The 14,853-nt window shown below is 45.2% G+C and carries 13 protein-coding genes; all 13 read right to left on the reverse strand.

What is annotated here, in order from left to right; translation table 11 throughout:
• Positions 1 to 66: 66 nt before the first annotated feature.
• The 13 genes from ymfI to dpsA all read right to left on the reverse strand — a co-directional run bounded on the left by ymfI (position 67) and on the right by dpsA (position 14,793).
• Positions 67 to 822: an elongation factor P 5-aminopentanone reductase gene (gene ymfI, locus PCH02S_RS05855; RefSeq protein ID WP_127450966.1), complete on the reverse strand. Its 756-nt coding sequence runs from the start codon at positions 820 to 822 to the stop codon at positions 67 to 69.
• Entirely contained in the window at positions 819 to 2,108 is a 1,290-nt protein-coding gene (gene yfmH / locus PCH02S_RS05860) for an EF-P 5-aminopentanol modification-associated protein YfmH (protein WP_127450968.1), read from the reverse strand. The genes ymfI and yfmH overlap by 4 nt, the downstream gene beginning before the upstream one ends.
• A gap of 3 nt (positions 2,109 to 2,111) precedes the next feature.
• Positions 2,112 to 3,392, reverse strand: coding sequence for an EF-P 5-aminopentanol modification-associated protein YfmF (yfmF, locus tag PCH02S_RS05865; protein ID WP_127450970.1), 1,281 nt, complete (start codon positions 3,390 to 3,392; stop codon positions 2,112 to 2,114).
• A 99-nt stretch (positions 3,393 to 3,491) separates the two neighbouring features.
• A complete protein-coding gene (gene sleB, locus PCH02S_RS05870) occupies positions 3,492 to 4,313 on the reverse strand; it encodes a spore cortex-lytic enzyme (protein WP_127450972.1) in 822 nt (273 codons plus the stop codon).
• Between the two features lie 140 nt (positions 4,314 to 4,453).
• A complete protein-coding gene (locus PCH02S_RS05875; RefSeq protein WP_127450974.1) occupies positions 4,454 to 7,018 on the reverse strand; it encodes an FtsK/SpoIIIE family DNA translocase in 2,565 nt (854 codons plus the stop codon).
• Between the two features lie 64 nt (positions 7,019 to 7,082).
• On the reverse strand, positions 7,083 to 7,319 hold the full coding sequence (locus PCH02S_RS05880) for a YlzJ-like family protein (protein WP_127450976.1): 237 nt from the start codon (positions 7,317 to 7,319) through the stop codon (positions 7,083 to 7,085).
• On the reverse strand, positions 7,316 to 8,056 hold the full coding sequence (locus PCH02S_RS05885) for a ClpP family protease (RefSeq protein WP_127451156.1): 741 nt from the start codon (positions 8,054 to 8,056) through the stop codon (positions 7,316 to 7,318). Before PCH02S_RS05885 ends, PCH02S_RS05880 begins: the two co-directional genes overlap by 4 nt.
• A 177-nt stretch (positions 8,057 to 8,233) precedes the next feature.
• Positions 8,234 to 9,910, reverse strand: a complete 1,677-nt coding sequence (locus tag PCH02S_RS05890; RefSeq protein WP_127450978.1) for a ribonuclease J — start codon at positions 9,908 to 9,910, stop codon at positions 8,234 to 8,236.
• 168 nt (positions 9,911 to 10,078) lie between these two features.
• Entirely contained in the window at positions 10,079 to 10,942 is an 864-nt protein-coding gene (dapA, locus tag PCH02S_RS05895; RefSeq protein ID WP_127450980.1) for a 4-hydroxy-tetrahydrodipicolinate synthase, read from the reverse strand.
• 25 nt (positions 10,943 to 10,967) lie between these two features.
• The gene (gene dapG, locus PCH02S_RS05900; RefSeq protein WP_127450982.1) at positions 10,968 to 12,185 is read right to left on the reverse strand and encodes an aspartate kinase; all 1,218 of its coding nucleotides are present in this window, start codon (positions 12,183 to 12,185) and stop codon (positions 10,968 to 10,970) included.
• Positions 12,186 to 12,229: 44 nt separating this feature from the next.
• Positions 12,230 to 13,267 carry an aspartate-semialdehyde dehydrogenase gene (locus PCH02S_RS05905; protein WP_127450984.1) on the reverse strand — a complete coding sequence of 346 codons (1,038 nt, stop codon included), beginning with the start codon at positions 13,265 to 13,267 and terminating at the stop codon, positions 12,230 to 12,232.
• 36 nt (positions 13,268 to 13,303) lie between these two features.
• Positions 13,304 to 13,897: a dipicolinate synthase subunit B gene (locus PCH02S_RS05910; RefSeq protein ID WP_127450986.1), complete on the reverse strand. Its 594-nt coding sequence runs from the start codon at positions 13,895 to 13,897 to the stop codon at positions 13,304 to 13,306.
• Positions 13,894 to 14,793 (reverse strand): dipicolinate synthase subunit DpsA, encoded by a 900-nt coding sequence (dpsA, locus tag PCH02S_RS05915; RefSeq protein ID WP_127450988.1) that lies wholly within the window; start codon positions 14,791 to 14,793, stop codon positions 13,894 to 13,896. Before dpsA ends, PCH02S_RS05910 begins: the two co-directional genes overlap by 4 nt.
• Positions 14,794 to 14,853: the final 60 nt, after the last annotated feature.

The following is a 14,853-nucleotide window of genomic DNA, read 5'->3' on the forward strand; positions in this document are numbered from 1 at the left end:
AGATGGTCATTACATAAGTAATATTCACTTCTCCCACTAGAATTATTCGCGCTTCTTACAATGACATTAAGTTAACCATCCGCCATTAGGGCTAATGATTTGACCTGTGATATAGCCGGATTCGGGCAATGCCAGGAAATAAACGAGCGAAGCCACTTCATAAGGCATTGCAAAGCGGCCTGCCGGAATTTCACTGGCAATCGCATCCCGCTCCTCCGTTTGAAACCCGGACATCATGTCGGTTTCAACAGCACCCGGTGCAACTGCGTTTACGGTAACGCCGGATGGAGCAAGTTCTTTAGCTAATGCCTTGGTGAACGCATTCAGCCCACCTTTTGCCGTGGAATAAACCACTTCACAAGATGCTCCTGATATCCCCCAGATCGAGGATACATTAATGATTCGACCATACTTCTGGGAAATCATCGCTTGCATAAAGGTTTGCGAACAAAGAAATGCTCCCTTTAAATTAACGTCCATGACAGAATCCCATTCTTCTTCGCTAACATCTGACAGCAGCCCGTAATGAGCGATGCCGGCATTATTCACGATGATATCAGGAACCATATCTTTTTGCTCCAGCTTTTCCTTCATCAAAAGAATTTGTTCTCGGGATTTGACATCCGCAGATACGGTGAGCACCTTCGCGCCATGCTTCATGCAAGTTCGGGCAACTTCATTCGCCGCTTCATGAGAATCGCGGTAGTGGATGACCACTTTCATTCCTACCGCGGCAAAGCGCTCAGCAATCGCTGCTCCAATCCCCCGGCTGGCGCCCGTAATAAGAACCGTTTGCTCACTAAATGGCTTGGAAAAGGTCACGACTTCTCACGACTTTGGACAATCGAAACAGCAAGCTTACTCCAATCGAAATGCTCTCTGAAGCGTCGATTAACATCCTCAAGCGAAATTTGCTCATATACAGGCAAAATGTCAAACAAATCAATGCCTTTAAACCGATATTTCGTAAACTCATTTGCAATCGATTCCGGGGAATTCATCATCCGCAAGAAATTGCCGATTTTCTTCTTCCGGCTGCGTTCAAAGGTAACCTCATCAAGCCCTGAACTCTTCCTTTTTTCAACTTCTTCACGGATACGAGCAATAAGCTGATCAGGATCTTTGGTGTCACCGCCAAGGATAGAGAAGGCATATCCATCACTGCAATTATATTCATGTCCGAAATTATCAGAGATGAGCTGTTCATCATAAAGCGCTTGATAAATATCTGAGCTTGAGCTGAACAAGACATCCAGCATTAGTTTCGTTGTCAACTCTCTAACTAGCAAATCTTTGCCATTCACAGCCGGTGCTTGCTCCTTGAAGCCAATTAAACACTTCGGCATCGATACTGGAAGCAAGGTAACTCTGCGTGCTTCCTTCACCTCTACCGGCTCTTCCGGGAAAAATCTTTTGATTTCTCCTTGCGGCGGAAATGTTTTGGCAGCTTGGTTCTCCTTGACTAGTTTGATTACCTCTTCCGCATTCACCCCGCCTACAACAAACAAGCTCATATTGCTCGGGTGGTAGAAGGTGTTGTAGCACTCATACAAAGTCTCCTTTGTAATCTTGGAAATCGAGGCAACAGTCCCCGCGATATCAATATGAATGGGATGCTTGGCGTATAAGGATTCAATTAAACCGTAATAGCTTCTCCAGTCCGCATTATCTTCGTACATTTTAATCTCTTGCCCGATAATCCCTTTTTCTTTTTCCACATTTTCATCTGTAAAATAAGGATTTTGCACGAAATTAATTAATGTCGTTAAATTGGTTAAATAATTGTCCGTTGACGAGAACAAATACGCGGTCCGGTCAAAACTTGTGAAAGCGTTCGCTGATGCCCCGTTCGAAGCAAAAGTTGCGAAAATATCACCCTCAGGCTCCTCAAACATTTTGTGCTCCAGGAAATGGGCAATACCGTCCGGAACTTGAACAGCCGCTTTCCCTTCAACTTGAAAATCGTTATCGATAGAACCATACTGCGTCGTGAACGTCGCATAGGTTTTCTGGAAACCTTCTTTGGGCAGAACAAACACATGAAGCCCATTATCGAGCACTTCGTGATAAATCGTTTCACCCAGGTGTGGATAAGGAATAACTTTCATGGCCTACTCTCCCTCCCGATCCCGTAAAAAGTAAATCGTATCCAGTTGAACTCGCTTAGCAGCTTCAGCAATCGCCGGAATGTCGATTTGTTCCACGGACTCGATTAACCCCGCTACTGTGCGCTCTTTACCAGACAAAATCGCATTAAAATCAAAAGAAATTAATTCAAAAGCGGAATCTTGAATTTCGCGGAGCTGATTCGCAATCATCGCTCGCGTCTGGCTTAGTTCGATATCATTAATATCTCCCTGCTCCATTGCCGTTAGCTGCTTGCGGATAATATCAACCGCTTTCTCATAATTAGCCATTTCAATTCCGGATTGGATCGTTAATATGCCTTTGTGCCCATCAAATCGAGATGATGCATAATAAGCTAAACTTGCTTTCTCACGGACGTTAATAAACAACTTGGAATGCGGATATCCGCCTAGAACCCCATTATACATAAGAGCTACAGGATAAAGTTCATCCCCATAGGAAATATTCGTGCGCAGTCCCATGTTCAATTTACCTTGATTAACGTCTAATCGCTCGACAACCGTTTTCACTTCACCTGAAGCGCCCCGCGGAGCCGAAGCTACGTAACCAACATCTTGCTTGCGTTCAATCTTGAAGGCGGAAGCGACAATTCCTTCAACCTCAGCGAGCGTAGTGTTACCTACTACATAAATATCTATCGGCTGTGATTGAAGCCACTGTCTATACTGTTCGTAAAGCTGCTCGGAATTAATGCGGTCAAGATCCGCTATTTTACCCAATGGGTGAAGACGATACGGATCGTCACTGCACATTTCTTCGATACAGCGCTCAGCGGCATAGCGGATTTTATCGTTAATAACGGATTCAATACGCTTCTGAAGCGTTTGCTTCTCGGAATCTACATATTTGCTGCGAAAATGATTACCTTCCAGAGCAGGGCGTGTCAATGTTTCTCCAACAAAATCAAGCCCTTGCTTCAAGAGTGATTGCGCCGACTTTACGAAACGGTCATTAATGATATCCATCCGCAACTGCACAATTTGATAATCGCCTCTTTTGTAAATATCAAAACCAAAACCTGCACCGTACAGATCATCCAAATACTCTCGAAATTGCTTCGTTTCCGGACGTAATTCTGTTCCTCTGCGTAATACAAAAGGAGTAAGGGCGGTATTCGTGACCGTATCTTCATCTAAGGGACGGCCTATGTACACGGAAATTGCAAACGTTTTGAACCGATCTGTCGGCAGCACATGCAAACGAATATGATTTAATGTACTGCGCTCAAATTGTATATGCTTCAAAGGTCTGTCTCCCTTCTAAGATCGTAATAGTACCATTATATTCCTATACGAAGAGGAGAAGCAACCAATGCCGGTTCCTTCTCCTTGTCCATTTCGAAATTATTTACAAAAAATATGCTTGCCAATATTCTTAACTTGTGGTCGACTCCAAATCCACTTGGATGTTGCGGTTTCCGGGTTAAAATAATAGATACACCCACCTGTAGGATCCCAGCCGCTTAATGCATCCTTAACCGCTTTTTTCGTTGATTCGCTAGGTGTAAGCCAAATTTGACCATCAGCTACAGCAGTGAAAGCTCCTGGTTGAAAGATAACGCCCGAAACCGTATTGGGGAAGCTCGGGTTTTTGACGCGATTCAAAATAACTGCGGCCACTGCTACTTGTCCAACATAGGGCTCGCCGCGTGCTTCACCATTCACAGCATTCGCCATCAAGTTAATATCCTGCTCCGAGAGGCCAAGGTTATTAGATGGAGTAAGATTGGCCGGCTTTTGATCCGAAGCAGCATTCTCCGTTCCACCAGCAGTTCCACCAGCAGTTCCACCAGCAGTTCCACTGCCACCACCTGTGTTTCCTCCAGTCGCAGGAGCAGTAGGTTTCCAATTCTTCGTTGCTTCCCATAGTTTAAGTTTTGTTTTTGGCCCAACAATACCATCTACGATCATCCCAAATTCGCCTTGGAAACGTTTCACGGCTGTTAAAGTCTTATACCCATAATCACCGTCTATATTGCCGCCATAAAAACCGATGAATTTCAAACGTCCTTGCAACTCATTGACGTCTGCACCCGTAGCTCCATAACGTATCTCATTTTTACTGAACGTTTCTTCCGCCGGCGGGTTGAACTTTCCTTTCAATTGGAAGGCAACAACCAATACGAAAACAATGCAAAAGGTTAATACAATTAATCGTTTATTCATTCCCCTTCTCAACCTCACTTTTCAAATAAGAGCCTTTTCTTACTTTTCTTAGCTTATTATGAGAAAGGGGGTCTTGGTTTATGCAAACAAAAACACTCTCTAGAAAGAGAGTGTTCCATGTAATCATCCTGCATCCGTTATCAACTAATTCGATTGTGTTGGTATTGCTCAATTGACATCAGTACCTCGCGGGGTTTGCTTCCCTCATAAGGGCCGACAACGCCTTTGGCTTCCATGGCGTCAACAAGCCTTGCTGCACGTGTATAGCCAACTCTCATGCGTCTTTGAAGCAAGGAAACGGAAGCTTGTTTCGCTTCCAAAACGATTTGAACGGCTTGATCATACAGCTCGTCCTCGAATTCATTTTGTTGTTCCGGCATTTCTTCCACTTGCGGTACCAATTCTTCTTGGTAATTGGCTTGTTCTTGCGTACGGACGAACGTGACGACATGCTCGACCTCTTGGTCAGATAAAAAGGCCCCTTGTACACGTACCGGCTTGGATGCGCCAACAGGTAAATAAAGCATATCGCCTCGGCCTAGCAGCTTCTCGGCGCCTACCATATCCAAAATGGTCCGTGAATCGACTTGGGATGAAACTCCAAATGCAATACGCGAAGGGATATTGGCTTTGATAACACCCGTGATGACATCAACGGATGGCCTTTGCGTAGCAATAATCAAGTGAATACCTGCTGCGCGAGCCATCTGCGCTAATCGGCAGATCGAATCTTCTACGTCATTAGCTGCAACCATCATTAAATCCGCCAACTCGTCTACAATGACAACGTAATAAGGCAATGGAGCCGCTGTGCCGCTTTCCGTCAACATAGCATTGTAACCTTCAATATTTCGCGTTCCGCTCTTTGAAAATAACTCGTAGCGTTTCTCCATCTCGACAACGATTTTCTTAAGAGCCAGAGATGCTCTTCGTGGATCAGTTACAACCGGTGCGAGAAGATGCGGAATTCCATTGTAGACATTTAACTCAACCATCTTGGGGTCAATCATCAAAAACTTGACTTCATTCGGTTTAGCTTTGTACAAGATACTCGTAATGATCCCGTTAATACAAACGGATTTACCTGAACCAGTAGCACCAGCTACGAGTAAGTGAGGCATTCTAGCCAAATTCCCGACGATAGGTTGTCCGGATATATCCCTCCCGAGTACAACAGACAGGCGAGAACTCGATTCTTGAAAAGCTGATGTTTCCATCACTTCTCTCATTGTTACAACGGAAACCTCAAGATTCGGAACCTCAATCCCAATTGCCGATTTACCCGGAATCGGAGCTTCCATCCGAATATCCTTAGCGGCAAGCGCTAACGCAATATCGTCCGTTAAGGAAACAATTCGACTTACCTTCACGCCTACGTCAGGTTGAATCTCATACCGTGTAACAGCAGGTCCCCTGACAACCTCGAGCACTTTGGCACGCACACCGAAGCTTTCCAAGGTGGCCTCCAGCTTTCGGGCATTCGCTTTGTAGTCCGACATCTCACTGCCTTTGCCGACAGCCGGCTTCGCCAGCAGGTCGAGCGCAGGCATCTCATAAGGACGGGTTTGAACGGCCGGTACATGATCTTGAAACTCTAAAGTAACAGGTTCATCATCCCCAGGTTCATCACTCGCTGAAGCTGGTTTAGTCTTAGGCAACGCCGTTGTTGATGAAGCCGAAACAGGTTTAACCGATTGTTGGGCTTCTTGAAACACTTGCTCCTGAAAATCGCGGATAATCGGTGTGACAGGCTGATCTTCCGGTGGAATCTCTTCAGCCGGTCGCACTTCATTCGATTTATAAACCACTTCCTCAGAAGCTTCCGTTTCTTCTGCATTATGTACAAATTCATCATCATTCTCATCACTTGCCGCTGCAGTTGCTTTCTTGCGCCCTTCTTTAATAGGACGCAGCAACTCCATGATAAGCGGTGATTTCTTCCGTTTCACAGGCTGGAATACTTCTTCATCGAACTCATCGTCAACAGGGACATAAGCCTGCCTCTTTACTTTCTTGTCGTTGGCACCAGAGGCTGTGGCTGTTGCAACTTGTGCGGGTTGTCGCCCTTCTCGATCCTGAAGCCATTCTTTCATTCTGTCTTTGAAATTTTGCCCGACATTGCTGAACCGTCCGCGGATTACGTTCCCGATATCCACATAAGAGATGCCGGTAGCCAGAATAAAACCAATTACAAATAAGGCGTACTGGATTAATCTTGCACCTAAGTAGTCAAATAAGAAGTACAAGATACTATACAGTACAGCGCCAATCATGCCGCCGCCAATCCCGTGCTCAAGCGCAGCCTGTCCTGCTTCCGTCGGATGCAGCCCTTCCAACATGGCGTTCCATGTCGACGAAATGATTTTGCCTGACGTAAATCCGTCATCCGGGTACAATTGAGCAAATAAATCAATGTGATTTTTTATCAACAGTCCAAGAATAAACAGCAAAATGCCTGCTTTCTTAGGCGTCACCATCTGTGGCCAGGCTCGTTTGATCATGGCATATAAGGCCACATATATGAAAATGAGAGGCACTAACGAATACCACGTTCCAACAAAAAAACGGAAAAGGTAAATCAATGAGTTTCCGACATGTCCTTGATGGGCAAGGGCAATGACGGAAAAAATCAAAATGAGAATCCCGTACAATTCGAATAACAAGCTAGTTTTTAAAGCCTTACCCTTCTTCTTGCGTTTCGCCACGCTTGTCACCCCCAAGTCCACATTATACCATATTTGGCTTGAGGGATGATACAGGAACAGCGCTTTATATGAGTGAAGTCTCCATAATTGGACTGAAAGAAATTATAGTTCCAGGGGCATATTGCTCTTTTAAATAATCCTGCGGGTTACAGCTGTACAGTCTGACAATACGAGCTTGAAAGCCGCTAATTGGCTCAATCTGCATCTTGATTCCGCCTTGTTCAATATCCATGAACTTGGGCTCATACGTATCTGCCCCTTCAAAAATCACATCCAACGGCACAACCGAGTAGTGAATCATTGTACCATGCCACCACCCATAGCTGCCTTCTTCGACTCAATGCGCTTGTTGAGCTCCCGAATAGCATCGCCGATCCCACCGACCTGATTGATTAAGCCGTATTTCACAGCATCCTCGCCAATGACCGTTGTCCCGATATCTCTGGTTAACTCCCCCGTCTTAAACATCAACTCTTTAAACTTTTGTTCCGTTACATTGGAATGTTTCGTTACGAATCGAACGACGCGTTCTTGCATTTTATCCAGATACTCAAAAGTTTGCGGAACACCGATAATCAAGCCATTTAATCGGATTGGGTGAATCGTCATCGTCGCAGTCTCCGCAATAATGGAGTAATCTGCAGAAACCGCGATAGGAACACCGATGCTGTGTCCTCCCCCTAGAACTAAAGCGATCGAAGGCTTCGAAAGGGTTGACACCATCTCTGCTATCGCTAACCCTGCTTCAACATCTCCGCCCACCGTATTTAAAATAATCATGACGCCTTCAATCTTTGGATTCTGCTCCGCGGCGACCAATTGCGGGATGATATGCTCATATTTCGTTGTTTTATTCTGCGGCGGAAGCACGATATGGCCTTCCACTTGTCCGATGATCGTAAGACAAAAAATGTTTGACTCACCTGAAATCGTATTGGTTTGGCCTAATTGCTGAATATTTTCGAGGACAGGATTTTTCTTTCCTTCCTCTGTCACTGGTTCCTGTTGCTTCGTCGGTTCTGTAGATGATGCCACAATAAGTCCCCCTTCATGTTTGACTAACAATCCTTACAGACATGGATCATAATCTCCCATAGTATGAATAATTTTGGTACCTTTCATGCATCATTTCTTCTGATGGACCGACTGAAAAAAGCTCCCTCCAGTGACGGAGAGAGCTTTGCTATTTGCATAGGTTCAAGTGACTGTTCGAGCCTAGACTTCCATGATAATTGGAAGGATCATTGGTCTTCTTCTGGTTTGTTCATATAAAAAGCGTCCGAGAACATCTTTTACATTAGTTTTTAAAGATGCCCATTCATTTACATTTTCGTTCATTAACTTCGTTAATGTATTGGTAACAATGCGATTGGCTTCTTCCAAGAGGCCCTCTGATTCACGTACATACACGAATCCGCGAGAGATGATATCCGGTCCGGATAAAATTTTGCCATCTTGTTTACTGAGAGTAACAACGACTACAAGAATACCGTCCTGAGACAGTAACTTACGGTCACGCAACACAATGTTGCCTACATCTCCGACGCCCAGTCCATCAATCAGAATGTTGCCGCTTTGAACTTTGGATCCTTTGCGTGCAACTCCATTTTGAATTTCTACCGTGTCACCGATATCACACATGAAAATATCTTCTTTCGCCATACCTACAGACTCAGCGAGGAGTCCATGCTGGCGGAGCATGCGATATTCACCGTGAATGGGAATAAAGTATTTCGGCTTCATCAAATTGAGCATAAGCTTCAATTCTTCTTGACTGCCGTGACCTGATACGTGAACACCGGTTACTGAACCTGGTCCGTAAATAACATTAGCACCGATACGGAACAATTCATCTACGGTACGTCCTACATCACGTTCATTTCCTGGAATCGGCGTAGCTGCAATAATGACCGTGTCCCCTGGTAAAATATCAACTTTACGGTGGGTGGAACGTGCCATTCTTGTAAGTGCAGACATCGGCTCGCCTTGGCTTCCTGTGGAAAGAATGACAACCCGGTCAGCAGCAAGCTTGTTTACTTCCTCTGGCTCGATCAACATGCCATCCGGAATGTTCAAGTAACCTAATTCGCTTGCAATCGATACCACATTAACCATGCTTCGACCAATAACGGTAACTTTACGATTCGTTGCAGCCGCTGCATCAAACACCTGTTGTACACGATGAATGTTGGATGCAAAAGTTGCAATAACCACTCTCTGTTTAGCTTTACGGAACACTTCTTCAATCTCAATACCTACACTGCGCTCCGAGCCTGTGTAACCAGGCCGTTCTGCGTTGGTGCTGTCAGAAAGCAAGGCAAGAACGCCTTTCTTCCCGATCTCTGCCATGCGGTGCAAATCGGCATATTGATCGTTTACAGGAGTTTGATCAAACTTGAAGTCTCCTGTATGCACAACCACGCCTTCCGGTGTATCCAGAGCGACACCTACAGAATCAGGGATACTGTGATTCGTTTTGAAGAATGTTGCTGTAATAGTGCCTAAAGAAAGCACGGAATCCGCGTTAATTAGGATCCGGTTCGTTGTACCGAGCAAGTTCGCTTCCTTCAGCTTCGCCTCAATGAGACCCATTGTAAGTTTAGTAGCATACAGTGGAACATTAAGATGCTTAAGCACATAAGGTAAGCCGCCGATATGATCTTCATGGCCGTGAGTAATGATAATGCCGCGTACTTTATCCCGATTCTCCGTTAAGTATCCGATATCTGGAATGACAATATCAATTCCGAGCATGTCCTGCTCAGGAAATTTCAAACCACTATCAATGACGATGATATCGTTCGCATACTGAACGCAATACATATTTTTTCCGATTTCGCCCACGCCGCCAAGAGCGAAGATCAAAAGTTTATCAATATTTTTTTTGGACAAGAATATACCTCCTTCTAAGATTGGACGACGAATTTTAGATGAAAAACCGAACTAGTCACTTGCAACCATTATACATGAAAAAAAACAACAAATACAAGTTAATACCGATTACAATAGCTTCCCCAAAAAAAGAAAACCGATGCCGGAGCACCGATTCATTAGGCGTTATCATACAAAAAGTGATTGGATGAATTGTCCTTCTTGCTCGGATACGCGAACTAACGGAAGTCTCACGCCCCCTGTTTGGATGCCTTTCAGTGCAAGAGCATGCTTGATTGGAGCAGGACTCGGAACACGGAAAATGCCAATAAACACAGGGTGCAGCTTACGATGAAGTTCTGCCGCTTGCTGAATGTTACCTTCTAAATAATACTTTACCATAGATTGCATTTCTTTTCCAATCACATGGCTCGCAACACTAATAATTCCCTGACAACCTACGGATAATGCTGGCAGGGCATTGCTGTCATCCCCGCTGTATACTAGAAAACCAGGGGCTGCATCGTTAAGAATACGGGTTAATTGATCCGTGTTCGCACAATCCTTGGTTGCCACAATATTCGAAATGTGGGAAAGACGAATGGTTGTCTCTGCATCCAAATTAACACCTGTACGGCCCGGAACATTATAGAGCATGATACTGACGTTAACGGATTCAGCAACGGCTTTAAAATGCTGGTACAACCCCTCTTGCGACGGGCGGTTATAGTAAGGAGCTACGATAAGCAAAGCATCGACTCCAAGTTTCTCGACCTTTTGGGAGAAATGAATGGTGTGTGCCGTATCATTGCTTCCAGTGCCTGCAATGATCTTGCAACGACCTCGTGCATAACGAACGGATAGCTCGATCAGCTTCAGCTTCTCCTCGTCAGTTAATGTAGGCGCCTCACCAGTGGTCCCACAAATTACGAGGCTATCAGACTGCTGCTCTTCGATCAAATAATTGATTAGCGGTTCTACTTGGTCCCAGTTGACTTGTAATTGCTCGTCAAACGGAGTGACCATGGCTGTGATTACTCTTCCAAAATCCACCGTTTGCACCTCCTGAATCTCATATTCATTTATTTAAACCAAATTTATGATGTAATGCTTTAACCGATTTGATCATATCTTCCCCTTGTACAAGCACCCAGATCGTCGTATTCGAATCGGCTGATTGCAAGATCCGTATGTCTTCTATCGTTAAAGCCTCTACAATTTGCGCCATAATTCCCGGCACGCCGTTCATTCCCCCACCGATCACGGATACCTTGGCACATCCACTTAAAGCATGGGGTTCGTAACCATGGCTCCTAAGCAGCTTAACTGCACGTTCAGCTTCGTGGTCGAAAACGGTATAAACAACCGCCGATGGATTCACACTGATAAAATCAACACTGATCTGGTTCTGCGCCATCGTTTTGAATACACGAAGCTGCAGATCAAATTGCCCCTCAACGGCAGCCACATAGATTTGCGTAATGTTCGTAAAATGGGCAATCCCTGTAACAAAGCGGTCTTTCACTTGGTTCATGTCATGCGGGATACTGTCTGACGCTGTAACCAAAGTGCCTAATTCCTTCGTGAACGTGGATCGCACCCGGATCGGAATATTAGCGTGCATAGCGACTTCTACGGCACGCGGATGAATCACTTTGGCGCCATTATGCGCCATATTGCAAATTTCGGCAAAACTGACTCGAATGAGCGGTCTGGCGTCCTCCACGATTCTTGGATCCGCTGTCATTATCCCATTCACGTCAGTGAAAATATCAACAATCTCGGCTTTCAGTGCTGCTCCTAACGCAGTCGCTGATGTATCACTACCTCCGCGTCCCAGCGTAGTCAATTCATCCTCGCTTGTTTTACCTTGAAAACCTGTAACAATAACAACCATATCTTGTTCCAGTAATTCTAGAATACGGTTAGGCTGCATAGCAACGATCTTAGCGTTGCCGTGATCATCATTGGTTAAAATGCCAGCTTGCCCACCCGTCAAAACTGTTGAGCGGATGCCTCTAGACTGCAATAAACTGCACAAATGTACCGCAGAAATTAATTCTCCGCAGCCCATTAGCATGTCGATTTCCCGCGCCGGCAGCCCTTCCCCGTTCTTACGAACAAGATCTAAGAGCGTGTCAGTCGCATAGGGTTCCCCTTTGCGTCCCATCGCAGAAACAACAACGACTAGTTTGTATTCATCGATTAGTGCATCTTGAATATGTCCAATAACATGTTCTCTAGCTTGTGCGGTGGAAAGCGAGGTACCTCCGAATTTCTGTACAAGGATTCGCATGAGTTTCCCCCATATTCACTGCAACTAAATCGCAGTAATGCTGATTATTGTTCAATAGCAATATATTCAGCAATTTGCACAGCATTCCAAGCAGCGCCTTTGAGCAGGTTGTCAGAAACAATCCACATATTCAGTGCTTTTGGGTTGCTCAAATCGCGGCGCACGCGTCCAACAAAAGTTTCCAGCTTGCCCGCTGCATCTGTTGCTAGTGGATATTGCTGCTCAGCCGGGTTGTCAACTAACACGATACCAGGAGCATTCGCTAGCAATGTTTTCACTTCTTCTACGTCGAAATCTTCCTTCAATTCCACGTAAACGGACTCTGAATGTCCATACACAACAGGGATGCGCACACAAGTGGCAGTCACTTCAATGGACTCGTCACCCATAATTTTTTTCGTTTCAAGAATCATTTTCATCTCTTCATTGGTAAATCCATTGTCGAGAAACTTGTCGATTTGAGGAATTGCATTAAATGCGATTTGGTGTTTCACCGGCAAAGAACCCACTGGCAAAATGTCCGGATTCGCATCATTACCTGCAAGTACCTCTTGCGATTGTCTCAACATTTCATGAATCGCTTTCGCGCCCGCTCCAGAAACAGCTTGATACGTCGATACGATGATGCGGGAAATACCGTAACGATCGTATAAAGGCTTCAGGGTTGCAACCATCTGAATCGTGGAACAGTTCGGATTTGCAATGATACCTTTGTGCTCGTTGATCTTGTCAACATTCACTTCTGGGACAACCAGAGGTGTGTCTGGATCCATACGGTAGGCACTTGTGTTATCAATACAAATGGCACCTGCATTCACCGCGTGCGGAGCTAACGCTTTAGTCACGTCGCCGCCAGCGCTAAACAAGGCAATATCTACACCCTCAAAGCTGTCAGGGGTAGCTTCTTGAACCGTTACATCTTGACCTTTGAAAGAGATCTTGACACCCGCTGAGCGAGCGGAAGAAAGCAATTTTAATTCCTTGATGGGGAAATTCCGTTGTTCTAATAGACGGATGATTTGTTCACCTACTGCGCCTGTTGCTCCGACGACTGCAATGTTGAAAAGCTTCTGGTTGGACATGAGCTGGTCTCTCCCCTTCAAGATTTATATATGAAATTAGTACTGAAATCTCTCAATAATCATGGGTTGCAATTGCTTGCCATCCAACGCAGACTCACAAGCTTCCATAATCAAGTCCATGCGAGCCACCAACGAATTTGGCTTAGCTCCAGGTGCATCTTGACCAAAAGGAACAAAATAAATGTTCTTCGTAATCAGAAGCTTAGCGATATTCATCGCATTCAAACCCAGTCCGTCATTGGTAGAAATAGCTAAAACAAGCGGACGTAAGTTCCGCATTTGCGCTTTGGCAGCCATAAGTACAGGACTTTCTGTCATCGCATTTGCTAGCTTACTAGTTGTATTTCCTGTGCACGGCGCAATAACCATCACATCAAGCAGCTTGGATGGACCTAGTGGTTCTGCATCTACAATTGTCGAAATGATGTTGTTGCCTGTTATGTCCTTTAACTGCTGCTGCCAATCTGCCGATTTCCCGAAACGTGTGTCCGTTGTCATGATCGTATTGGATACAATCGGAATGACGCGTGCACCAGCATCTACAAATCTCTGAATTTGAGGCATTACCTCTTCCAGCGTACAGTGAGAACCGGTTAACGCGTAACCGACTGTTTTCCCTTGCCAATTCATTCCACATCGCTCCTGTCTCTGAAGTCTTCCTCGATCAGCTGACTTAGTGTGTTTGCCATGATGCGGCCAGCTGTTTTGGGGGCGACGATGCCAGGTAATCCGGGCGCAAGCATCGCTTTGACACCTCTTCTCTCGGCAAATCGGAAGTCCGTTCCACCGGGTTTAGAAGCCAAATCGATGATCAGCGCGCGATGTGGGATATTGGTAATAACTTGCGCTGTGACTATCATAGTCGGAATTGTGTTAAAAAGCAAGTCAATATTCCCCACTTCCGGATACAGATCTTTCGTGTAAAAAGGCTGAAAACCCATCTCCCACGCCCTTGCGAAATGCTCTGGTTTCCTTACCCCTACCTTAACGGTAGCCCCTAAACCTTGCAGTGTTTTGGCCATGGTGAAACCCGTACGACCAAAACCCAAAACCATACATACAGAACCATGAATCGTAATATCCGTGTTCTGTATCGCCATCATCAGCGCGCCTTCAGCAGTTGGAATGGAGTTGTATATCGCGACATCGTCCCGATCAAATAACTCTACAACGCCTATTCCATGTGCGGCACAAAGATTTTTCAAATAACTTTTGGCCATTCCCGTGTATACCTTGGCATGCTTCGGCAGCGAAGAAATATGAGCGTCCGTCAATCTCAACTCTTCGCTTGAAAAGATAGATTCCACTTGTCCGGAATCATCCGTACCTACAGCCGGCAAAATTAGAACATCAATCGTTTGAAGCAGCACGGGATCTAGTTTCGCATTGGAAACACTGCTGAATTGCCTCCCGAGATTGTCAAAACCGAATAATGTTACTGATGCGTCAAGCTCGGTAAATTTCTGAATTACTTCTAGCTGCCGGGCGTCTCCACCCATGAAAGCAACCGAAATCCCAGTAAGCATTCTTTGCTTACACCCCTTTCTCGGTCCGTTTCGATACGTTATAGTATGCGTTCGCCTAAG

The organism is Paenibacillus chondroitinus NBRC 15376 (genome assembly GCF_004000765.1).
GTDB classification, from domain to species: domain Bacteria; phylum Bacillota; class Bacilli; order Paenibacillales; family NBRC-103111; genus Paenibacillus_E; species Paenibacillus_E chondroitinus.

What these genes read in the sequence shown, in the direction of transcription:
- yfmH (WP_127450968.1), bottom strand. Translation starts at nt 2,108, where the DNA reads ATGAAAGTTATTCCTTATCCACACCTGGGTGAAACGATTTATCACGAA.
- sleB (WP_127450972.1), bottom strand. Translation starts at nt 4,313, where the DNA reads ATGAATAAACGATTAATTGTATTAACCTTTTGCATTGTTTTCGTATTG.
- PCH02S_RS05880 (WP_127450976.1), bottom strand. Translation starts at nt 7,319, where the DNA reads ATGATTCACTACTCGGTTGTGCCGTTGGATGTGATTTTTGAAGGGGCA.
- dapG (WP_127450982.1), bottom strand. Translation starts at nt 12,185, where the DNA reads ATGCGAATCCTTGTACAGAAATTCGGAGGTACCTCGCTTTCCACCGCA.
- PCH02S_RS05905 (WP_127450984.1), bottom strand. Translation starts at nt 13,267, where the DNA reads ATGTCCAACCAGAAGCTTTTCAACATTGCAGTCGTCGGAGCAACAGGC.
- PCH02S_RS05910 (WP_127450986.1), bottom strand. Translation starts at nt 13,897, where the DNA reads ATGAATTGGCAAGGGAAAACAGTCGGTTACGCGTTAACCGGTTCTCAC.
- dpsA (WP_127450988.1), bottom strand. Translation starts at nt 14,793, where the DNA reads ATGCTTACTGGGATTTCGGTTGCTTTCATGGGTGGAGACGCCCGGCAG.